Origin of the sequence: Pseudoalteromonas sp. S3776 (genome assembly GCF_005886915.1) — a bacterium.
Taxonomy (GTDB): domain Bacteria; phylum Pseudomonadota; class Gammaproteobacteria; order Enterobacterales; family Alteromonadaceae; genus Pseudoalteromonas.
The window spans coordinates 61,391-82,854 of the sequence record NZ_PNCU01000014.1; the positions used below are offsets into that span (position 1 = coordinate 61,391).

Annotated in this window: 18 protein-coding genes; 10 read left to right on the forward strand and 8 right to left on the reverse strand. The window is 42.3% G+C overall.

All coding sequences use genetic code 11. The annotated features are described in order from the left end of the window. Positions 1 to 10: 10 nt before the first annotated feature. The 4 genes from CWC16_RS06915 to greB form a co-directional block, all read right to left on the reverse strand. Entirely contained in the window at positions 11 to 2,332 is a 2,322-nt protein-coding gene (locus CWC16_RS06915; RefSeq protein ID WP_138541007.1) for a Tex family protein, read from the reverse strand. Positions 2,333 to 2,543: 211 nt separating this feature from the next. Then, positions 2,544 to 3,125 (reverse strand): CBS domain-containing protein, encoded by a 582-nt coding sequence (locus CWC16_RS06920; RefSeq protein ID WP_055015446.1) that lies wholly within the window; start codon positions 3,123 to 3,125, stop codon positions 2,544 to 2,546. Between the two features lie 50 nt (positions 3,126 to 3,175). Continuing rightward, positions 3,176 to 3,487, reverse strand: coding sequence for a hypothetical protein (locus CWC16_RS06925; RefSeq protein ID WP_138541008.1), 312 nt, complete (start codon positions 3,485 to 3,487; stop codon positions 3,176 to 3,178). Between the two features lie 133 nt (positions 3,488 to 3,620). After that, on the reverse strand, positions 3,621 to 4,094 hold the full coding sequence (gene greB / locus CWC16_RS06930; protein WP_055015444.1) for a transcription elongation factor GreB: 474 nt from the start codon (positions 4,092 to 4,094) through the stop codon (positions 3,621 to 3,623). A 450-nt stretch (positions 4,095 to 4,544) separates the two neighbouring features. On the opposite strand from greB, the gene ompR reads away from it, so the two are divergent. Then, positions 4,545 to 5,264: an osmolarity response regulator transcription factor OmpR gene (gene ompR, locus CWC16_RS06935; RefSeq protein ID WP_089348882.1), complete on the forward strand. Its 720-nt coding sequence runs from the start codon at positions 4,545 to 4,547 to the stop codon at positions 5,262 to 5,264. Positions 5,265 to 5,269: 5 nt separating this feature from the next. Continuing rightward, positions 5,270 to 6,586 (forward strand): two-component system sensor histidine kinase EnvZ, encoded by a 1,317-nt coding sequence (envZ, locus tag CWC16_RS06940; protein ID WP_138541009.1) that lies wholly within the window; start codon positions 5,270 to 5,272, stop codon positions 6,584 to 6,586. Between the two features lie 311 nt (positions 6,587 to 6,897). Here the strand turns inward: envZ and CWC16_RS06945 are convergent, their stop codons facing one another. After that, the gene (locus CWC16_RS06945; protein WP_138541010.1) at positions 6,898 to 8,940 is read right to left on the reverse strand and encodes a glycoside hydrolase family 97 protein; all 2,043 of its coding nucleotides are present in this window, start codon (positions 8,938 to 8,940) and stop codon (positions 6,898 to 6,900) included. A 159-nt stretch (positions 8,941 to 9,099) separates the two neighbouring features. Here CWC16_RS06945 and CWC16_RS06950 point away from each other — a divergent pair, with 159 nt between their 5' ends. Continuing rightward, complete coding sequence (locus CWC16_RS06950) at positions 9,100 to 9,723, forward strand: cupredoxin domain-containing protein (RefSeq protein WP_138541011.1); 624 nt, start codon at positions 9,100 to 9,102, stop codon at positions 9,721 to 9,723. Next, on the forward strand, positions 9,713 to 10,939 hold the full coding sequence (locus tag CWC16_RS06955) for a hypothetical protein (RefSeq protein WP_138541012.1): 1,227 nt from the start codon (positions 9,713 to 9,715) through the stop codon (positions 10,937 to 10,939). Before CWC16_RS06950 ends, CWC16_RS06955 begins: the two co-directional genes overlap by 11 nt. Before the next feature lie 54 nt (positions 10,940 to 10,993). Here the strand turns inward: CWC16_RS06955 and speE are convergent, their stop codons facing one another. Further along, positions 10,994 to 11,857 carry a polyamine aminopropyltransferase gene (speE, locus tag CWC16_RS06960; protein ID WP_055019701.1) on the reverse strand — a complete coding sequence of 288 codons (864 nt, stop codon included), beginning with the start codon at positions 11,855 to 11,857 and terminating at the stop codon, positions 10,994 to 10,996. A 197-nt stretch (positions 11,858 to 12,054) separates the two neighbouring features. On the opposite strand from speE, the gene speA reads away from it, so the two are divergent. The 4 genes from speA (at position 12,055) to CWC16_RS06980 (ending at position 17,066) form a co-directional block, all read left to right on the forward strand. After that, positions 12,055 to 13,935, forward strand: a complete 1,881-nt coding sequence (gene speA / locus CWC16_RS06965) for a biosynthetic arginine decarboxylase (protein WP_138541013.1) — start codon at positions 12,055 to 12,057, stop codon at positions 13,933 to 13,935. Between the two features lie 64 nt (positions 13,936 to 13,999). Further along, the gene (gene yihG / locus CWC16_RS06970) at positions 14,000 to 14,878 is read left to right on the forward strand and encodes a 1-acylglycerol-3-phosphate O-acyltransferase, YihG family (RefSeq protein WP_138541014.1); all 879 of its coding nucleotides are present in this window, start codon (positions 14,000 to 14,002) and stop codon (positions 14,876 to 14,878) included. A gap of 26 nt (positions 14,879 to 14,904) precedes the next feature. After that, entirely contained in the window at positions 14,905 to 15,825 is a 921-nt protein-coding gene (gene yihG, locus CWC16_RS06975) for a 1-acylglycerol-3-phosphate O-acyltransferase, YihG family (RefSeq protein ID WP_055015435.1), read from the forward strand. Beyond that, entirely contained in the window at positions 15,822 to 17,066 is a 1,245-nt protein-coding gene (locus CWC16_RS06980; protein ID WP_138541015.1) for a mechanosensitive ion channel family protein, read from the forward strand. The genes yihG (CWC16_RS06975) and CWC16_RS06980 overlap by 4 nt, the downstream gene beginning before the upstream one ends. Here CWC16_RS06980 and chrA read toward each other — a convergent pair. Continuing rightward, positions 17,038 to 18,192 (reverse strand): chromate efflux transporter, encoded by a 1,155-nt coding sequence (gene chrA, locus CWC16_RS06985; RefSeq protein ID WP_138541016.1) that lies wholly within the window; start codon positions 18,190 to 18,192, stop codon positions 17,038 to 17,040. The genes CWC16_RS06980 and chrA overlap by 29 nt on opposite strands. A 215-nt stretch (positions 18,193 to 18,407) precedes the next feature. On the opposite strand from chrA, the gene CWC16_RS06990 reads away from it, so the two are divergent. After that, positions 18,408 to 19,040 (forward strand): YiaD family glycine zipper/OmpA-like lipoprotein, encoded by a 633-nt coding sequence (locus CWC16_RS06990; protein ID WP_004587548.1) that lies wholly within the window; start codon positions 18,408 to 18,410, stop codon positions 19,038 to 19,040. On the opposite strand, the gene CWC16_RS06995 is transcribed toward CWC16_RS06990, so the two are convergent. After that, positions 19,037 to 20,815 (reverse strand): ABC transporter transmembrane domain-containing protein, encoded by a 1,779-nt coding sequence (locus CWC16_RS06995; protein ID WP_138541017.1) that lies wholly within the window; start codon positions 20,813 to 20,815, stop codon positions 19,037 to 19,039. The two genes, CWC16_RS06990 and CWC16_RS06995, sit on opposite strands and share 4 nt — an antisense overlap. 91 nt (positions 20,816 to 20,906) lie before the next feature. Between CWC16_RS06995 and CWC16_RS07000 the strand changes: the two genes are divergently transcribed. Next, positions 20,907 to 21,305: a DUF3224 domain-containing protein gene (locus CWC16_RS07000; RefSeq protein WP_004587550.1), complete on the forward strand. Its 399-nt coding sequence runs from the start codon at positions 20,907 to 20,909 to the stop codon at positions 21,303 to 21,305. Positions 21,306 to 21,464 lie beyond the last annotated feature (159 nt).

A 21,464-nucleotide genomic window follows, 5' to 3' on the forward strand; every position in this document is an offset into this window, starting at 1 on the left:
TTAACAGCGTTTATTTTTTTACTTTTGCATTAGCAAATGCATCGGCAAAGGCATTACCCATCATGGCGTTACCGTTATCGCGCTTTGGTTTTGCTGCACGCGGTTGCTGGCCTTGGGTACTGCGTTGCTTTTGCGGCGCAGCAGCGGGTTTATTGCTTGTGTCTATTTCATCATCTAAGCGCATAGTAAAGCTAATACGCTTACGTGGGGCATCTACCTCAACCACTTTTACTTTTACAATGTCACCGGCTTTTACTACTTCGCGAGGATCAGAGATAAACTTATTAGTAATTGCCGAAATATGCACTAGGCCATCTTGGTGTACACCTACATCAACAAACGCACCAAAGTTAGCTACATTAGAAACCACACCTTCCAAAATCATTCCAGGTTTTAAGTCTGTGATTTTTTCTACGCCGGCTTTAAATTCAGCAGTTTTAAACTCAGGACGAGGATCGCGCCCAGGTTTATCTAGCTCTTTAATGATGTCGGTTACAGTAGGTAAGCCAAACTTCTCGTCGGTGTAGTCATTAGCAACCAGCTTATTTAAAAACTCGCTATTGCCTATTAAGCTATTTACATCAAGGTTGTTACGCTCACAAATAAGTTTAACAACAGGATAAGCCTCAGGGTGAACAGATGAGTTATCAAGTGGATCTTTCCCGTTATTAATTCGCAAAAAGCCTGCAGCTTGCTCAAACGCTTTTGGTCCTAAACGCTCAACTTTTTTAAGTTCGCTACGTTTAGTAAACGTGCCGTTAGTGTCGCGGTAATTTACTATATTTTGCGCTAAGGTTTTATTTAACCCCGACACGCGAGTAAGGAGCGGCACCGACGCCATATTTAAATCAACACCCACAGAGTTTACACAGTCTTCTACCACTGCGGTCAGTGTTTGACCCAATTGGCTTTGCGATACATCGTGCTGGTATTGGCCTACACCAATTGATTTTGGCTCAATTTTAACAAGCTCGGCAAGTGGATCTTGCAGGCGACGCGCAATAGATACCGCGCCACGTAAAGACACATCTAAATCAGGAAATTCATTCGCTGCAAATTCAGACGCAGAATAAACAGATGCACCGGCTTCACTTACCATAATTTTATTTAATTTAAGCTCAGCATTAGCCTTAATAAGTTCGCCTACTAGCTTGTCAGACTCGCGTGATGCGGTTCCGTTACCAATCGCAATAAGCTCTACTTTATGCTGGCGACATAATTGCTCTAATGTACGCAACGATTTTTCCCAGTGATTTTGTGGCGCGTGGGGGAAAATAGTTTGCGTTGTAAGCAATTTACCTGTGCCATCAACTACGGCAATTTTACAGCCAGTGCGTAACCCAGGATCGAGGCCAAGCGTGGTTCGTGGCCCAGCAGGCGCGGCCATAAGTAAGTCTTTTAAGTTTTTAGCAAATACATCTATAGCGCCGGTTTCGGCTTTTTCTCGCATGGCTGCTAAAAATTCATTTTCTAAGTGTAGGCCAAGCTTTATTTTCCAAGCCCATTGCACAACGCTTAACAACCACGCGCTAGCTGCTTTATATTTCACGTCTAAGCGGTAGTGATCAGCAATCATTTGTGCGCATAGCTGGGCTGCATTTTCGCTGCTTGGCTCTGGGTTAATACTTAGCTGTAAAATACCCTCGTTTCGTGCGCGTAACATAGCAAGTGCACGGTGCGAAGGGACCTTTTTAAGAGGTTCTTGATGATCAAAGTAGTCGCGGTATTTGCTACCCGCTTGCTCTTGACCGTCAATAAGTGTGCTTTGTATGGCGCCGTGTTGGCTAATGTGGCTTCTAAATTTTGCTAATAACTTAGCATCTTCTGCAAAGCGTTCCATTAAAATAAATTTAGCACCATCAAGGGCTGCTTTGGTATCTGTAATACCTTGGTCGACATTAATATACTGCTGTGCGTGTTGCTCAGGGTCTAAGTTTGCATCGTTAAATAGCGCATCGGCAAGTGGCTCAAGGCCTGCTTCAATAGCTATTTGACCTTTGGTACGGCGCTTCGCTTTATAAGGAAGGTATAAATCTTCAAGCTCAGTTTTGCTTTGCGCGTTGGTAATATCGGCACTTAGCGCTGGCGTTAATTTATTTTGTGATTCGATGGTTGATAAAATAAAGCTGCGGCGCTCTTCAAGCTCGCGTAAATACGACAAACGTTGCTCTAAAAGGCGTAATTGCGTGTCGTCTAATCCACCGGTAATTTCTTTACGGTAACGCGCAATAAAAGGAACTGTTGCGCCCTCATCAAGTAATTTTGTAGCAGCAACAACTTGTTGCTGTTGTGCATTTAGCTCAGTGGCTAAACGTGCAGAGATATCGCTCATGCATAAACCTTTTAATACAAAAAATAAAACCAGAAAATCCCTCTGGTACTGTTATACCCAGCTTATTAAAGTTGCTATTTAATGAGTTTGGTAGGTATTTATTAGTTGAATAATATCACAGCAGGTTGTAATAAAAAGCTCTTAAAGCAAGCAATTTTGCTTGCTTTAAGATGGTTGGCTTGGCTGAGCTTACAAAGTGAAAAAGCGCGCTTTAGTGAGGGTGCTCTACACTTTCTAAAACATCACTAAACGTGTGAGCAATAGGGGTAATATGTACCGGAATATGTAACGTTTTAGCTATTTGACGCGCCGAAATTAAACCGCATATTTCGTTATTAGTGGTTGTTGCTAATAAAAACATACTGCCTTGATGTTCCATTGTTTGCAGTGCATCGCCAATACTTGCATAGCTTAGGCTTTGCATACTTACACCACTAAGTTGACTAATAGGTGTCATAATGTAGCGTAGGCTCACTTCATTGCGAGTGGTATTTAACCGCTGTGCAATGGCTGTAATTTTAGCGCTTTGTAAGTCGGCACTTGAAACAATACCAATTAATTTTTGCGCCTCATCAGTTACCAATACATAGTCAGAATGCTCTGCTAACACCTGTTTAAGCGCATCGTTAATTGTTGTGTCGTATGGAGCGCGAATAGGCGTTTTTTGGGTAAAGTTATTGATTACGGTTAATGCCGGAGACGTTAAATCAATAGCGGCTTGTTGCTCTTCAAACGTGCTTGCAATAACAGCATTAGAAATATTTTGGGTACGCAATTCTTTAAAGTTAGACATGGTAGTCACCTTATTCGTTATAAAATTTAATCAAAAAGTAAAATTGTGAATTAAATTAAATAGCTAGGTGGACCACGTTGATATGCCGTACTAAAAGGACGGTTTAGGTTTGTACTTTGGTAAAAAGATGAAACTGCATTAGGTAGCGGTTGAAACAACCTAATAGCAAATGCATTAACATGAGAATCTAAGTCAATGTCGGGGGTTGCTTGGTCAGAAAATTCACAAGCGATAAAATGATTAGATACACTGGCGTTATCTATACTTACTTCGGTGGTATTGGCGTGCAGCGTCAAACTCACACTCATTAAAAGTGCAAACAATACGGCATTACTACATATGCGCTGTACTAAGTTTGACATAGCCATTACCTTAAAAATCAGGTTAAAAATAAACCTGCGGACTTAATATATATCCTAATGAGATATATTACACAATAAAAAATTTACCTGATCTGAATCAATGTCATTCCCTATTAATAATGTTATGGGGGGATTATTTTTGATATTCAATACTATTTACATACCATTCTTTTTTACCTTGTGGTGTAGGTACCTCAAAATCATCATCTACTTGTTTTTTTATTAGGGCGCGCGCCATAGGTGAGTCAATTGATATGTAGTCTTTGCGGTCGTATATTTCATCAGGCCCCACAATTCTAAATTTTTTTATCTCGCCTTGCTCGTTTTCTATTTCTACCCATGCACCAAAAAATACTTTACCGTCTTGCTGCGGTGAGTAATCAATAATTTTTAAATCGGGTAGGCGTTTGCGCAAATACCGAACGCGGCGATCAATTTGGCGCAGTAAGCGCTTATTGTATTGATAATCTGCGTTTTCTGAGCGATCGCCAAGGCTTGCCGCCCAACTCACTATTTTAGTGACTTCAGGGCGTTTAACGTTCCATAAATGGTCGTGCTCTTGCTGTAATTGTATGTAACCTTCGCGGGTTATTAAATTTGTTTTCATCGGCTTTTAGTCATTAACTCTAATGCTGTGCACGTTATTAAACTTGCTAAAATTTGTCGAGTGTAAAATTTAGGGCGTGTTGTTCCTTGATGGTCGAATTTGCAGCAGTATGTTTGGTGTTTAGGCAAGGCGGAGCCTATGAAGTGTGGTTATTCCCCATAAATAGGCGATAACGCAGCATAAATGCCAAACATGCGCTGCCCTTCGGGTTCTGCCTAGGGGCGATAAACTCTTTGTTGCTCGGTTTTTACTTAGCCCACTAGGTTACAAACCTCACGCCGCGATTTAATCGCCCCTAGATTGAACAAATTTCAATCCGCAAAGATCAGCACGCCCTAAAAATTAAGCTTTGAAATGTTCAGTAACAATCTAAGCGCGCAATTAGATTTTGATTATTAAGTTTTTCATTTATATTAACTATTAATTGGAGATAAAAATAAGAAACAAACAATGGGACACGAAACCACAAAAGTATTAGTTGTTGATGACGATATGCGCCTGCGCAGCTTACTAGAGCGTTATTTAGTAGAGCAGGGGTTTATTGTTAGAACCGCCGCAAACTCAGAGCAAATGGATAGACTCATTGAGCGAGAAAACTTTCACTTAATGGTGCTTGATTTAATGCTACCAGGCGAAGATGGCTTATCAATTTGCCGCCGGCTACGCCAAAAAGAAAACGAAATTCCTATTGTAATGCTGACAGCAAAAGGCGATGAGGTCGACCGTATTATTGGTTTGGAGCTAGGCGCAGATGACTACATCCCTAAACCGTTTAATCCGCGCGAATTACTGGCTCGCATTAAAGCTATTTTACGTCGTCGTGCTAAAGAAGTGCCGGGCGCACCCGCAGCAGAAGAAAACCTTATTGCGTTTGGCCAATTTACACTTAACTTAGCCACCCGTGAAATGAGTGAAGGCGATAAAACCATTTCGCTCACCAGCGGAGAATTTGCCGTGCTTAAAGCCCTTGTATCACACCCGCGCGAGCCATTGAGTCGCGATAAACTAATGAACCTTGCTCGAGGGCGAGATTACAGCGCGCTTGAGCGCAGTATTGATGTGCAAGTATCGCGACTGCGCCGCATGATAGAAGTAGATGCTGCCAATCCGCGCTATATTCAAACGGTTTGGGGTTTAGGTTATGTGTTTGTTCCTGACGGTGAAAAGTAGTTTATATGGGATTTTTTCCGCGAAGTGCGTTTGGACAAACTGTATTTTTAGTGGCCGCTTTACTGCTAATTAACCAAATAGTGTCCTATGTGACGGTAAGCTTTTACGTTGTAAAACCGACCATAGAGCAAGTAAATCTCATGCTTGCAAAGCAAATTAAAACGGTATTTATAGACTGGGAAGACGGCGTAGAAATAAACGACGAAGTATCTGAAAAATTTTTTGAAATTACCGGTATAGAAGTGATGACGCAGCGCGAGGCAATGCGCCAAGGGCTTGGCCAAACCCGAGAGTACTCGATGCTGTCGCGTAGTATGTCTGAGCAATTAAATGGCTCGGCGCGGGTGCGCATTAGCCAAACCGACCCACTAATTTATTGGGTAGAAGCACCGCAAGCGCCAGGGTATTGGGTAAAAGTACCGCTTAGCGGGTATCAAGAAAACAATCTCGAATTTTTAACCTTTTACTTATCAAGTATTGGTTTTTTAAGTGTATTAGGTGGCTGGCTATTTGCGAGGCACTTAAACCGGCCATTAAAGGCGTTGCAGCAAGCTGCTGTGAAAGTAGGTAAGGGCGATTTTAGCTCTAAGCTTGAAGAAGAGGGCTCCAGTGAAGTAATAGAAGTGACCCGTGCATTTAACCAGATGTCGCGTGGCATTGCCGCTCTTGAAAACGACCGCCGTTTACTCATGGCTGGTGTTTCTCACGATTTACGTACCCCGCTAACTCGTATTCGTCTTGCAACCGAAATGATGAGCGATGAGGATGACTACCTTCGCGAGGGCATCATATACGATATTGAAGATATGAACGGCATTATCGATCAATTTATTGAGTATTTACGCCACCACAAAACAGATGAGCTTGTTTGCGAAGATATAAACGCACTCGTGTCTGAAGTGGTTAATTGTGAGCTTAAACATCAGCGTGTTATTACCTTTAAAGGTAACCCTAGCGTGGGACTTGTTCCGTTAAGCAGTGTGGCTATTAAACGTGTAATTACTAACATGATTGAAAATGCGCTGCGTTATTCTGACGGCGATATAGAAGTATTAAGCTACTTTAATTCAAACAAAAAATACGTTGTGATAGCGGTAAACGATAACGGGCCAGGCATTCCAGAAAGCGAACTTGAATCAGTGTTCGAACCCTTTAAGCAAGGAGATGCAGCGCGTGGCAGCGAAGGTAGTGGTTTAGGCCTTGCCATTATTAAGCGCATTATTGATATGCACGATGGTAAAGTTAAGCTTGAAAACCGCCCAGAGGGCGGTCTAAGTGCACAAATTTATTTACCGATAAAAATACAAAACTCTGCACAGTAAACTGTGCAGAGTTGGCTATTTCAATAACTTTAGGGCCTGTTGACCTTTCAGGATTAAAATTTGTTCAAACTAGGGGCAATTTAATCGCGGCGCGAGGTTTGTAACCTAGTGGGCTAAGTAAAAATCGAGCAACAAAGAGTAAATTGCCCCTAGACAGAACCCTTCGGGCAGCGCCTGTTTGGCATTTATGCCGCGTTATCGCCTATTTATGGGGAATAACCACACTACATAGGCTCTGCCTTGCCTAAATACCAAACAAACTGCTACAAATTCAACCTCGAAAGATAAACATGCCCTAATAGCGTTAAAACTTAAAGTGCTTTAAAACGGATTGCTGTACCACCACTTGTGGCTAGTTTTAACGTTAGCTTGTCGTTTGCGCTAACTATGCGCTTTTCGATATCTAAATCGTACGGATTGTTTTTCCATTCAGCGTTTTTACCGTCTTGGTATATCTGCGCTTCAAACTTTTTACCCTTTTCTAAAAAGTCGAGTTTTACCTCAATAGTACGGGCTTTTTCATCGGTTACGGCGCCTAAATACCAGTCGTTTCCTGAGTATTTATCGCGTTTGCGCTCTTTACGGGCAAATACAATAAAATCGCCCACTTCGCCATCAAGCGCAATGCTTTGCTGCCAATCGGTGGGTACGTCTTGAATAAATTGAAATGCATCAGGCTTAGCTAAATAGTTTTTAGGTAAGTCGGCGGCCATTTGAATCGGGCTATATAGCACTACATACAGTGCAAGCTGCTTGGCAAGCGTTGTTTGCGGGCGGTTTGTATTATCGCCTAAGCCATTAAAGCTCATATCAAAAATGCCAGGGGTAAAGTCCATAGGCCCTGCCAGCATACGGGTAAACGCCAGCATAGGAATATGCTCTGGTGGGTTAGGCGGCGTACCCCATGCATTAAACTCTTGGCCGCGTGCCCCTTCGCGGGCAATCCAATTTGGGTAGGTGCGACGCAGGCCGGTGTCTTTTATTGGCTCGTGGGTGTTAATACTAATTTTATGTTTAGCAGCCAGCTTTACATTGTAAAGGTACTCGTTAACCATAAATTGGCCATCGTGCCACTCATGACGGGCAATGCCGTTTTCGTCTATGCGCTTTATGTTACCGCCGTCGGCCACATAACCCGTTTTAACTTGGCTTACGTTTGATTTTTCGTAAAGGGCAAAGGCCTCGTCCATTTGGTCGCGATAGTTACTTACATTACCCGATGTTTCGTGGTGGCCAATTAACTGCACGCCTTTTTGTTTGCCATATTGAGTAAGGGCCGCTATATCAAAGTCGTCGTAGGGTTGTGTAAAACTAAATACATCGCCATTAAAAAACCAGTCACCGTCCCAGCCTATGTTCCAGCCTTCTACTAGTACGCCATCAAAGCCATATTCTGCGGCAAAGTCCATGTAGTATTTGGTGGTTTGTGTGGTGGCACCGTGCTTTTCGCCGCTGCCCCAGGTTTGCGTGTTTATATGCATGCCCCACCAAATACCCACGTATTTACCAGGTTTTACCCACGATACATCACCGAGCTTATTAGGCTCGTTTAAATTTAATATTATGTCTGAATTGACTAAGCCAACCGCCCTGTCGGCAATTTGAATGGTGCGCCAAGGGGTATTAAACGCCCCTTGCTTTTTAACAGCAATGCCGTCTGACCACGGTGTTAAATCGGCATTAAAAGTGCCTGGGCGGCGTTGATTAAGCACCATACCTGCGTAATCAACTAAGGCTGCTTCATGAATACTTATATGGGTACCGTCATTGGTTTTTAAGGTGAACGGCGTGTGTGCAAGGGGGACGTCATTTAATGCAGTGGTGTTGTAAACGTATTCGTATCGGTTCCAACCGCGGGCGGGTATCCACCAGGCGGTGGCATTGTTGTTATTGTTAATGGCAAACTCGGTGAGCTCTTTGGTAATGTGTGTTTGCTCAAAGCCTGCTTGTTTTGGCACTTCGTATCTAAACCCAACGCCACTATCAAAAGCTCTAAAGCGCACTGTGTAGGTTGCCCCATTAGGCTCGTTTTTTGTAAACGTAACCGCAACTTCGTTGTGTTTATCAGTAACCGTTTGTCGCTCGCCCCAAGGTTGTTGCCACTGGGTATTTAGGCTTTGCTGCTTAACATGGGTAATTTTAAAACCATCGCTAAATGCCGCTTGGGTTTTAAATTCAAAACCCAAGCGCGAGGCGTTTATAGCGGGTTTGTTTTTAAAGCTAATAGCGTAGCTGGGTGTGCTATTTTCATCTGAAATAGTCACTTTTATTTGTGAATTAGGTGATTCAACTACAGCGGTTTGTGCAAAGCTATTGCCAGCAAACGCCAGTAGTAAAAGTGCGGATGTTCTCATTGTGTGTCCTTTGATGAGTCGGTGGTGACCTTTAAGGATAATGGCACTGAGTTGTTAATGCGACTGTCTACATACGTATTCAATCTTTTAAAAAATAGAAAGAATTTAACGGTTTAATCGGTCTATAATGTAAACAAATTGATAATAGCGATTAGCCCCATGATAAAACCCTTACTCAGTGTATTACTGCTAAGTATGAGTACTTGCGTAGCAGCAACAACAATAACTATAAAAAATGCCAATAATCAGCCTTTAGCAAATGCGGTAGTGTGGCTAAGCGGGGCGCCCATTGAGGCTAGTAACCAAGCAAGTAAAACCTATGCAATGAGCCAAAAAAACCGCGAGTTTACGCCACGTACGTTAGTGGTTCCGCAAAATGCAAAGGTAGAGTTTCCTAATGCCGACTCTATCATGCACCATGTTTATTCGTTTTCTAAAGCTAAAACCTTTGAGTTGAAACTTTACAAAGAGCAACCTAAAGCGCCCATAACATTTGATCAAACAGGGGTGGTTGAACTTGGCTGTAATATTCATGACTGGATGCTAGGCTATATTGTGGTGGTTGATAGCACCGTTTTTGCAATTACCGACAATAACGGTGTGGTTAATTTAACTGCCCCTAATGGGCAATACAGCATGAGGGTATGGCATTCTGGCTTTAGCGATATAAGCAACGTAGAAACCCACAGCGTTAATGTGAGCGAGTCACCTATACACTACACCGTAAAGCAGGCCATAGCCGAGCAAGTAGACTTTGCTACGGATGAATTTGATGACTATTAAGCGCAAAAATACAGTAATACTTGGCTTGCTTTTTATGAGCCTACCGGCTTTTTCGCAAGTTAAAGGGCTTATTCAGGTACGTGCGGTTGCAAGCGATGATACACAAAGCTTTCAAGATGGCGGTATTGGTTTATATCGCCATGGGGATAGCAGTGATAGCATTTTGTTATCGCAAGGAATTATAGACTTTAAGGCCGATTTAAGTAGTGCTTGGCGCGCACATGCCGTTGTTAATGCCAATCAAGAGCCGAAAACTACTTTAGGTTTAAGCCAAGCGTATTTACAGTATCAGCCGTTAGTAAACAGCCGTTATAAATGGCATGTAAAGCTCGGTGGGTTTTATCCTAGTATGTCGCTAGAAAACCCCGATATAGGCTGGACTTCACCTTACAATTATACTAATTCAGCCATTAATAGTTGGATAGGCGAAGAGCTTCGCACCGTCGGTGGCGAGCTTAGTATTAAGCGCCCCGGAAAACGTTTTAATTCTAAGCACAGCTTTAGTGTGAGCGCAGCTATTTACAAAGGAAACGACCCAACAGGGACGTTACTTTCGTGGCGCGGATTTGCATTGCACGATAGGCAAACAACCTTTAGCGAAAGTGTACAATTTGCACCTATTGCGGCATTAAATAGCGACGAATTACGCTGGCAAGCTAACCAAGTACTGCCATTTGAAGAAGTTGATGGTCGTTTTGGCTACTATGCCGGTGTGCATTGGGATTATTTAAAGCGCTCGCAGTTTAGGTTTTATTATTACGATAATAACGCCGATCCGAGCGTTTTTAATCGCACAACAGGGCAATACGCTTGGCATACTCGCTTTAGCAGCTTAGCGTGGTTATATAAATTGACAGGAAAAACCCGTTTTATTGCCCAGCTACTCGATGGTAAAACTGAAATGGGCGCTAATAAGCTTATTTATAACCGTTTTTACAGCCATTATTTAATGCTAAGCCATAAGGCGGGTAAGCATAGGGTATCGCTTAGGTATGACTATTTTAAAGTAGATGACGATGACACCACCGCGTTTGACCCTAACGCCAGCCACGGCGAAGGCTTAACAGCTACGTGGCGTTACCAATTAACCGATACGGTACAAATAGGTGTTGAGGGTTCAGCGCTGCATAGCTTTGTACAAAATAGGCCGGGTAGTGGGTTTGCTCAGCGAATATCGCAGCAGCAACTTATGGCTAACGCTCAATGGCGTTTTTAAAGTACAAAAAAGGGAGCTTTTAAAGCTCCCTTTTAGTTTCAAAAAAAGTGTGAATTATTTTTTATCAAATGCGCGTTTCATAAAGTTTGGTGTAGCAAGTGCGCCGTGATGAATACCGCTGTTGTAGTATTCGCTTTGCTGTGCAACTTGCTCTGCATCGGCTTCTCTAAAGCCATTAAATGCTTGTGATTTACGAGCAAGCGTTACCGACCATAAACCGCTTGGGTAAATTGGCTGTGGAAATGGCAGTGTTTGTAAATCGTTAAAGCCTACATTTAACATAGCCTCACGCATTTCTACTAATAGTGGCATATGCATTAATGGTGATTCGCTTTGCTGCACTAAAATACCGCCCGGGCGAAGTGCATTTAAGCAGCTCGTGTAAAACGCGTGGTTAAATAACCCCTCGCCTGGGCCTACTGGGTCTGTGCCATCAACAATAACAACATCAATAGACTCGCTCGCAGCTTCGCGCATGTATTTAATGCCATCATCAAACATAACGGTTGCGCGTGTATCGTTGTTAGACTCACAAAGCTCTGGGAAGTATTTTAACGACATTTGCGTTACTACTTCGTCTATATCTATTTGGGTTACGGTTTCTACGCCTGGGTGTTTTAATACTTCACGTAATGTACCGCAATCGCCGCCGCCAATAATGACCACATTTTTAGGATTTGGGTGCGCTAAAAGTGCAGGGTGGCTGATCATCTCATGGTAAAAAAAGTTTTCACGAGTGCTAACCATGGTGCAACCATCGATGATCATTAAATTACCAAAGTCTGTGGTTTCGAACATTTCTACCTTTTGAAAAGGAGACTGTTTTTCATCCAACTTTTTGTTAATACGCAATGAAAATGCGCTACCATCACGGTCGCTAATTTCTGTAAACCACTTACTTTGATCTAAATTTGCCATAGTTGCTTTTACACTTTTTAAGTTGAGTATGAAAAGGGGGCAATTTTGCCAGCGCTTTGCGTTTTGCTCAATGAAATTTTAACTGCTTAGCCAATAAAGTTAGCCAGTATCGAGTTAAAGTTCAATTTTTGTTAGCGTAGGGGATAGTGACGTATTAAAATGCGCCTTTATAGCTAATTGATTAAAGAAGAGTTGCCATGACTTGGGGTTTAGAAACAGCACGCGCTACATATAATGTTGCTCATTGGAGCGATGGCTATTTTGATATTAACGCACAAGGCGAGCTGGTTGCTTACCCAGATGGCGACCAATCTAAAAATGCGATTTCTTTAACGCAGCTCACAGAACAATTTAAGCAGCAAGGTTTAACCTTACCGGTATTAGTTCGCTTTACCGATATTTTAAAAAACCGCGTAGATACGCTTACTAATGCATTTACGCTTGCTCAAAGCAACCGCGAGTACAAAGGCAAGTATACGTGTGTATACCCAATAAAGGTTAATCAGCAGCGCTCTGTGGTAAGTAAGCTATTGGCGCACCCAAGTGGTTTAGTTGGCCTTGAGGCTGGCTCAAAACCCGAGCTAATGGCAATTTTAGGCATAGCTGATAAGCCCATTACTATTGTGTGCAATGGCTATAAAGACAGTGAATTTTTACGTTTAGCTTGTATTGGTCAAGCTATGGGGCACAGTGTTAAAATAGTGGTCGAAAAATTATCAGAACTCACTACTTTACTTGAGGAAATAGATAACCTTGGCATAGAGCCAGCCATTGGTATACGCATTCGCTTAAACTCGGTAGGTAAAGGCAAGTGGCAAAATACCGGGGGCGAAAAAGGTAAATTTGGCTTAACCGCAGGCCAAGTGCTTAGTGCTGTTGAGGTGCTTAAAAAGCATAATAAATTGCATTTAATGCAAATGGTGCATTTTCATATTGGCTCTCAAATTGCCAATATACGCGACATACACCGCGCCCTGCGCGAATGTGCACGCCACTTTGCTGAACTTACTCAGCTAGGTGTACCGCTCAATACCGTTGATGTAGGCGGTGGCTTAGGCGTAGATTACGAAGGCTCAGGCTCACGTAGTGCGTGCTCGATGAACTACACCGTTGAAGAATACGCACGTAATGTGGTTAACGCTTTTGCTGAGGTGTGTGATCAGCATAGCTTAACGCACCCTGCCATTATTACCGAATCAGGGCGTGCTTTAACAGCGCACCACGCGGTGTTAATTACCGATGTGATAGACGTAGAAAAAGCGCCAAATCATCCAAACCCTGAGCCGCCACTTCAAAATAGCGCGTTAGTGCTTGATGAAATGTGGCAGTGTTTACAACGTTTAAACCCGCGTATGGCGCTAGAGATTTACCACGATGCAATGCACCTATTTAGCGAAGCCCATGACCAATACGTGCATGGGTTAGTAAGCATGCTAGAGTGGGCGAAAATAGAGCAGTTATATTTTACTATTTTGCACCGAGTGCGAGCATCACTTAGCAATAACGCGCGTGCGCACCGCGAAGTACTTGACGATTTACACGAAAAGTTAGCCGACAAACTATTTGTGAACTTTTCACTGTTTCAGTCGTTACCTGATGTATGGGGCATTGAGCAGTTGTTCCCGGTTATGCCAATCGAAAACCTAGATAAGCCACTTACGCAGCGTGCGATTATTCAAGATATTACCTGTGACTCTGACGGACAAATCCGTGAGTACGTAGAAGGTGCAGGCATAGAAACCAGTTTACCTATACCTGAATATCAACATGGCGAGCAATACCATATAGCCATGTTTATGGTGGGAGCTTACCAAGAAATTTTAGGTGACCTACATAACCTATTTGGCGACACAGATTCAGTACATGTAGAGCTAAACGATGAGGGCTATGTGTTAACCAATGCTATAAAAGGTGATAGCGTTAAGGATGTATTAAAGTTTGTTGACTATGATAGCGCCATTTTGGCACAAAACTTTGAACTATTGGTCAACAAGCTAGCAGTGTCTGAGCAGTGTAAAGCAGGCTATTTAGCTGAACTAAATGCCGGCCTTGAAGGTTACACTTACTTTGAAGATTAACTTTACATACTCAGTGTTAAAAGCGCGGTTGTTTGCTGCGCATTGTTTAAAGGAATAGAAATAAATGTCAGTAATTCGTAGTGTATTTAGTATTTTACTTTACACAATAAACACACTTATTTGGTTTTTACCTATTTTTATTTGTGGGCTATTAAAATTAATCCCTATCAAACCTATGCAAAAGTTTTTAAGCTGGGTTGCTAAGCAGTGTGCCACTATTTGGGTGTCGGTTAATAGCTTTAACCAACGCTTATTCACGCCAACTAAAATTAATGTGACTGGACTTGAAGAAACCAAATTACAAGACTGGTATTTAGTAATTGCTAATCATCAAAGCTGGGTAGATATATTAGTGCTGCAGCGTATATTTAATCGAAAAATACCTTTTTTAAACTTTTTTTTAAAAAAAGAGCTTATTTACGTGCCAATTTTAGGTGTGTGCTGGTGGGCGCTCGACTTTCCATTTATGACCCGTACCAGTAAAGCACAGCTAAAAAAGAACCCAAAGCTACGTGGTAAAGACATAGAAACCACCCGTAAAGCTTGCGAAAAATTTAAAGAAATGCCAGTAAGCATTGTTAACTTTGTAGAAGGTACACGTTTTACTACGCAAAAACACGCACGTCAAAACAGCCCTTTTCCACATTTATTAAAACCAAAAGCAGGTGGGATTGCATTTGTAATGCAAGCCATGGGTGAGCAAATCTCTAAAGTGGTGAATGTAACAATCCATTACCCCGATGGCATACCTACGTTTATGGACTTTGCCGGCGGCAAAGTGAAGCAAATTAATGTGCATGTAGACATTCGCCCTGTAAGCGAGGAGTTGATTGGTGATTACACTGGCGACTCTGAGTTTAGAGTGGGCTTTCAAAGCGAACTAAACCGTTTATGGGAAGAAAAAGAGCAAACAATTCAGCAGCTCGAACAAAACCATAAATAATAAGGCAACAAAATGGGCTTACAATTATGCTAAAAAAGTGGTTACCAAATTGGCTCAATGGCTTAATTGTAGGCTGCGTGTTTTTTTCAAATTTAATTATTTTTGGCTCCTTAGTTTTACTACTAGGTCTAATAAAGCTTTTACTCCCTTTATCTATAATTAACGCTATGCTGCACAGCCTGTACCGAGGCTGGTGTAATGGCAATAGGCTTGGTTTATGGCTTGGCTGCGCTAACATAAACATCAATATTAACGGCGATGTAAACTCGCAAAGTTGGTACTTACTAATTTGTAATCATATGAGCTGGTTAGATATTGTAGTGCTTAGTTCAATTAATGTATTACCAGCCCCAAAGTTTTTTTTAAAAGATGAATTAAAGTACGTACCGTTCATTGGCTCTGGCGCATGGGCTATGGGTATGCCTTTTATGAAGCGCGTTACTAAAGCCCAGCTGGCTAAAAACCCCAAATTAAAAGGGTTAGACGTTGAGCGCACCAAGCACAGTTGCCGTAACTTTAGAGATAACCCCACCACCATTATCAATTTTGTAGAGGGCACCCGCTACACACCTGCCAAACATGCACAACAGCAAAGCCCGTTTAAGTACTTATTAAAGCCCAAAGCAGGTGGTATTGCTTTCGCTCTTGAGGTACTAGGCGAGCAATTTGATGCCATGTTAAATACCAGTGTGGTGTACAGCGGCAGCACAAGCCATGTTTGTCGCAATATTTTAAAGGGCGAGCTTGATTCGATTTATGTTTCTATTGATGTGTTGGCTATTAACCAGCAGATGTTAGGTAGTTACCAACACGACAAAGCATTTAGAAGCAGTTTTCAAAAGTACGTTAATGAGCTATGGGTTGCTAAAGACGCGCAACTTACCAGCATTTATGCTCAACACGATTTACCTGAGCCACACATTAGTAAGGAAGTAGAAACACTATGACCAATACCCACCTGCAGGAGTTAATTGCTCCTTGGTTTGAAAAAGTACCCGACGCAGATTTTTTAAGTGCAATTACTGCAGCCTCTATTGGTGTGCTTTCTTTGCTGGTGGTGTATTTATTTACTCGCCGATTAATGCTGCCGGGCATTCAAAAAGTGGTGACTAAGTTATCTCCTGAACGTATAGGCTTACTTTCGCCGTTGCTCACCAAATTGAATAAGCGCATAGCAGGTATGTTATGTAGCGTGCTTTTTTTAGCAACCTTCGACAGTGTTTACCCTGTTAATGAACTCAGTGCAGAAATACTAAAAACCATTGGCCAAGGTATATTAATTATTTATGTAGGCTTTATTTTTAGCAGCATTGTAAGTATTGCTGGGGCCATTTATAACCAGCTAGATTTTGCTCGTGAAGTGCCAATACAGGGGTTATTGCAGGTTGTTAAGCTTATTACTTTTATTGTGTGTGCAATATTAATTGTAAGCATAGTGCTTGAAAAATCACCTACTTATATTCTCTCTGGTTTTGGTGCCATAGCCGCCGTTACTTTATTAGTATTTAAAGACACTATTTTAGGTTTTGTAGCCAGTATCCAAATTGCGGCAAACCGATTAGTTACTTACGGTGATTGGATTCAAGTAGAAAACTACGGTGCCGACGGTGAAGTAATAGATTTAGGCCTAAACACCGTAAAAGTGCGTAACTGGGATAATACCATAACCACTATACCTACTTATATGCTGGTAGCGGGCTCGTTTAAGAACTGGCGCGGAATGCAAGAGTCTGGTGGCCGACGTATCAAGCGCTCACTTAATATAGACATGCATAGCATTTGTTTAGTGAGTGATGAATTTAGAAAACAAATAGATGCGGCTATTCCGCTGCACGAATATATACGTGTTGCCTCGTTGCCTGATCCGGTTTCTAACTTAGGCTTGTTTCGCCGCTACGCCGAGGGCTATTTAAAGCAGCATAATAAAATAAATACCTCACTTACGCTTATGGTGCGTGAGCTACAACCAATGAACCACGGATTACCGATTGAGTTTTACTGCTTTAGTGAAGATAAACGCTGGATATCTTACGAGCATTTACAAGCCGAAATTATGGATCACTTATTGGCAGTGTTGCCTGTATTTGGCCTAAGAGCGTATCAAAGTGTTAGCGGGCAACTAAGCCCGCCTAATGCACAGCAAACCGATAAGCCAACTTTTAAAGTAATGGCAAATAGTGCTGAGTAAGGCCCACACTAATAAATAAAGCTAATAGCCACCAAATAGGTGGCTTTTTCATTCTTAGCCATGCAAAAGCGGCAATAACTAGTGCAACCTGCCATAGATTGTGAACGGCCGATGTCCAAATAGGTGAGTACAACGCCGCCGCTAAAAAGCCAACTACGGCAGCGTTAAGCGCCGCAATAGAGCTTGCAAAGCGAGGTTTACTTGCCAGGTTTAACCAGCTTTTTTGAAACGCCAGCATTAATAAAAAACCCGGTGTAAAAATAAGTAGGGTTGCAGCTATGGCCCCTATTAAGGGTTGCTCTGAAGTGAGCTGCGCGCCTAAGTATGTGGCTATTGTAAACATGGGGCCAGGAATTGCTTGAGCACTGGCATACGCACTTAAAAATTGATCGTTACTTAGCGCTGGTACGCCAGCTTGCAATACAGGCAATACCACATGCCCGCCACCAAATACCATAGCGCCCGCTTGGTAAAAAGGAGTAAACAAAGCAAGATCATCACCTAACGGTATAAAGCTAATAGCGAGCAGTAATACAAATAAGCCTAAAGGGAGCCACCTAAACGTGCTTTTAGTATCTTGTTTTGGCTCAATATGAGTGTTGAGTTGTAATAGAGGCCAGATTGCGCCTATAGCAGCGGCACTTACTAAAATAGCTATTTGCGTGCCAAGTAAAGGAAATAGTAATAAAGCTAAGGTACTCATTACTGCGATAAGCTTGAGCGCAACACTGGTACAAAAGCTTTTTGCCATAGTGAGTGTTGCATCGGCCACAATAACAACCGCAAACAGTTTTAAACCGGCAATAATAGCAAAGTAAACAGCATCAAACTGATGTGCGCTTACCGCTAGTAACAACATGATTAAAAAAGACGGTAAGGTAAAAGCGATAAATGCGGTAATGCCACCAATAACCCCCGCGCGCTCAACACCAATTGCAAAGCCCACTTGGCTTGAACCAGGCCCAGGTAGCGCTTGGCTTAAACTAATTAATTGGGCATAGCGAGTATCGGTTAGCCAATTTAATGTATCTACAAAGTGACGTTTAAAATACCCTAAATGTGCGGCGGGGCCACCAAAACTCATGCAGCCAAGTAAAAAAAACTGCCTAAAAATAGCTAATAACATTGAGCTAGAGTCCTTTTTTAAAATTCATTAAATTGTCACAAAGGAGTATGACACTTTTATTAAACGCATACATTAATTCGTAATCTACAAGTAATACCAATCCACTTAATTACGTGGATTGGTATAAAGCGAACTGCTTTTAACATGCTCTTCATAGTTTGTTCATACATGTATTTGCATACTCGTTTTATAATTCTTAATGAATAGGACATCACATGACTTTAACTAAATCACTTTTAAGCGTAACCGTAGTAGCTGTATTGCTAAGCGGTTGCGAAATGAACAACACAGGCAAGGGCGCCGCAATTGGTGCCGCTGCGGGTGGCGTATTAGGTAAAGCAACGGGTAATCATAAAGACAAGCGTATCTTTATTGGTGCAGCTATTGGCGCACTAGCTGGTGCTGCTGTAGGTGATTATATGGATAAGCAAGAAGAAGCGTTTCGTGATGAACTAGCAGGCTCAGGGGTAGAAGTTGTACGTGAGGGCGATAACTTACGTTTAGTTATGCCATCTAACATTACCTTTGCGACAGACCAATCTTATATTTCATCAGGTTTTAACGATACCCTAAACGCCATTGCTAAAGTAATGAACAAATACGAAAAAACCTACTTAAGCGTAGAAGGTCACACAGATAGCACAGGTAAAGATAGCTACAACATGAACTTGTCGCGCGAGCGTGCGCAAAGCGTTAAAAATTACTTAGTGAACCAGCAAATTATGGCTGCACGTATTAGCACTACAGGCTATGGCGAAACCCGCCCAATAGCCACTAACGATAGCGCCAACGGCCGAGCTCAAAACCGCCGTGTAGAAATTCAAATAGTGCCAAACACAGAAGGTTAGTGTTTGTTGAACTGCAATTCACAAAGACGCTGATACAAAGGGGAGCTTGCTAGCAATTGCTGGTGGCTCCCCGTTGCTTTTATTTCCCCATTTTCCATTACTACAATCACATCGGCATGTTTAACCGTTGCCAGCCTATGGGCAATAATTAACGTTGTTCTATTTTGCATTAAATGCTCAAGCGCGGCTTGAACGTGGTGCTCACTTTGAGCATCGAGTGCACTGGTGGCTTCATCTAAAAGCAGTATTTCAGGATCTTTTAAAATAGCGCGTGCCAATACAATACGCTGCTTTTGCCCACCCGAAAGCCTTACGCCTTGCTCACCTAAAAAACTGTTATAGCCTTGCGGTAATTGTTTAATAAACTCATCAGCATGGGCATGTTTTGCAGCGGCGTATACTTGCTCGTCAGTGGCATTTGGGTTGCCGTAACGAATGTTATGCATTACATCTGAACTAAATAAAATAGGGTTTTGTGCCACCATGCCCATTTTATCGCGTAGGGTGTTTAAAGAGAGTGACTTGATATCAATATCGTGAAATTTTATTGTGCCACTAGCTGGGTCGTAAAAGCGCTGAAGTAGCTCAAATAAAGTTGTTTTACCAGCGCCAGAGGGGCCAACAATAGCCACTGTTTGACCTTGCGAAATGCTTAAGCTTATTTTGTTAAGTGCACTGACATCAGGGCGAGACGGATAATTAAAGCTAATATTTTCAAGCGAGATTGCAGGCAAACCTACGTTATTTTGTAGCTGAGCGTCTTGCGGGTTTTCTGGATTTTTAATTTCACTTTTAACGGCCAGTAATTCAAGTAGGCGCGCTGCCGCCCCAGCAGCTCGTTGAAGCTCGCCGTAAACCTCGGCAACGGTAGCCACCGACATGGCCACCATAATTGCGTAAAACACAAATGCTCCTAGCTCACCGCCAGTCATTGTACCTGCTAATACGTCACTACCGCCTACCCAGAGCATAACGCTAATCGCACTAAAGGTTAAAAATATTACCGCGGCAATTAAAAAAGAGCGCTGCTTAATACGGCTTTTGGCAACGTTAAAGGCTTTTTCTGTTTCTTGAGCAAAGGCGTGTTGCTCACGCTGTTCGTGGCTATAACTTTGTACTACTTTTATGTTTTGAATGATCTCGCCGGCATAGGTGCTTATGTCGGCTATTGCATCTTGGCTAGAACTTGCAAGTTTGCGAACCTTTTTGCCAAATACCATCATCGGCACTAATACCAGCGGTACACACGCAACAACGACAAGGGTAAGCTTTAAGTTAGTCACTAACAGCATTACCAAGCCGCCCACCAACATTAATGCACTGCGCAGCGCCATAGAAAACGATGAGCCAATAATCGATTGCAGCAAGGTGGTGTCGGTTGTTAAACGCGACATCAGCTCGCCACTGCGGTTTTCTTCAAAGTAGCTTGGGTGCAAGGTAACAATGCGATTAAACACCGCTTTGCGAATATCGTTACTAACGCGTTCGCCAATCCACGACATTAAATAAAAGCGGCTAAAGGTGCCCACGGCCAATAAACTAATTAAACCAATAAGCACTAATACAGCGTGTTGCAACTGTGCTTGGGAGCCTGCAATAAAACCATGATCTATGACAAATTTAACGCCTTGCCCTAATGATAAGTTAACACCAGCGGTGACTAAAAGGGCGCCAAGTGCCGCCACTACAATCCATTTATACGGTTTAATAAACGCAAAAATAGGTAATAAACTACTAAAAGCGGCTTTTTCGGGCTTAGGGCTTGTTTTTGACATAGTGGATTCTTTTTAAAGGTTAAGGTATAGATATGGCACTAAGATAATAAAAATCAATACTTTTAAACATTAGCATCAATAAGGAAACGTTATGACTACTGCAACCGTAAGTGGAGAATTTAATGTAAACCTAGCCCCTATAGAAGGCTACGCAAGCGGCCAAAACGGCGTTAATTTAGGGCGTATGTCGATAGATAAAACATTTAAAGGTAGCTTAAATGCCACCAGCCAAGGCGAAATGCTAAGCGCCATGACTCCTACGCAGGGCAGTGCTGGTTATGTTGCCATAGAGCAAGTAATAGGCGAGCTTGAAGGTAAAAAAGGCAGCTTTGTACTACAGCATTTTGGTACAATGGATAAAGGTCAAGACAGCCTAATTTTAAATGTAATTCCCGACTCAGGCACCCATGAGCTAGAAGGGTTAACGGGCAGTATGAAAATACGTATTGAGCAAGGGATTCACTACTACGATTTTGAATACACCTTATAATACCAATCCGCAATATTACTTAATCATTTTGCGGGCCTAACGTGTCGGTACCTGCGTTAAAAAATTCTCATTTAGAACAACTAAGTAGCGAATTTTTTGCCTAGCTATCAACACGTTTTTCCGTCCTCAAAAAAGATCACTTAAATAAGCGAATTGGTA

Coding starts and splice junctions, on each gene's coding strand:
- CWC16_RS06915 (WP_138541007.1), bottom strand. CDS start 2,332: ATGAGCGATATCTCTGCACGTTTAGCCACTGAGCTAAATGCACAACAG.
- CWC16_RS06920 (WP_055015446.1), bottom strand. CDS start 3,125: ATGTCTAACTTTAAAGAATTGCGTACCCAAAATATTTCTAATGCTGTT.
- CWC16_RS06925 (WP_138541008.1), bottom strand. CDS start 3,487: ATGTCAAACTTAGTACAGCGCATATGTAGTAATGCCGTATTGTTTGCA.
- greB (WP_055015444.1), bottom strand. CDS start 4,094: ATGAAAACAAATTTAATAACCCGCGAAGGTTACATACAATTACAGCAA.
- ompR (WP_089348882.1), top strand. CDS start 4,545: ATGGGACACGAAACCACAAAAGTATTAGTTGTTGATGACGATATGCGC.
- envZ (WP_138541009.1), top strand. CDS start 5,270: ATGGGATTTTTTCCGCGAAGTGCGTTTGGACAAACTGTATTTTTAGTG.
- CWC16_RS06945 (WP_138541010.1), bottom strand. CDS start 8,940: ATGAGAACATCCGCACTTTTACTACTGGCGTTTGCTGGCAATAGCTTT.
- CWC16_RS06950 (WP_138541011.1), top strand. CDS start 9,100: ATGATAAAACCCTTACTCAGTGTATTACTGCTAAGTATGAGTACTTGC.
- CWC16_RS06955 (WP_138541012.1), top strand. CDS start 9,713: ATGACTATTAAGCGCAAAAATACAGTAATACTTGGCTTGCTTTTTATG.
- speE (WP_055019701.1), bottom strand. CDS start 11,857: ATGGCAAATTTAGATCAAAGTAAGTGGTTTACAGAAATTAGCGACCGT.
- speA (WP_138541013.1), top strand. CDS start 12,055: ATGACTTGGGGTTTAGAAACAGCACGCGCTACATATAATGTTGCTCAT.
- yihG (WP_138541014.1), top strand. CDS start 14,000: ATGTCAGTAATTCGTAGTGTATTTAGTATTTTACTTTACACAATAAAC.
- yihG (WP_055015435.1), top strand. CDS start 14,905: ATGCTAAAAAAGTGGTTACCAAATTGGCTCAATGGCTTAATTGTAGGC.
- CWC16_RS06980 (WP_138541015.1), top strand. CDS start 15,822: ATGACCAATACCCACCTGCAGGAGTTAATTGCTCCTTGGTTTGAAAAA.
- chrA (WP_138541016.1), bottom strand. CDS start 18,192: ATGTTATTAGCTATTTTTAGGCAGTTTTTTTTACTTGGCTGCATGAGT.
- CWC16_RS06990 (WP_004587548.1), top strand. CDS start 18,408: ATGACTTTAACTAAATCACTTTTAAGCGTAACCGTAGTAGCTGTATTG.
- CWC16_RS06995 (WP_138541017.1), bottom strand. CDS start 20,815: ATGTCAAAAACAAGCCCTAAGCCCGAAAAAGCCGCTTTTAGTAGTTTA.
- CWC16_RS07000 (WP_004587550.1), top strand. CDS start 20,907: ATGACTACTGCAACCGTAAGTGGAGAATTTAATGTAAACCTAGCCCCT.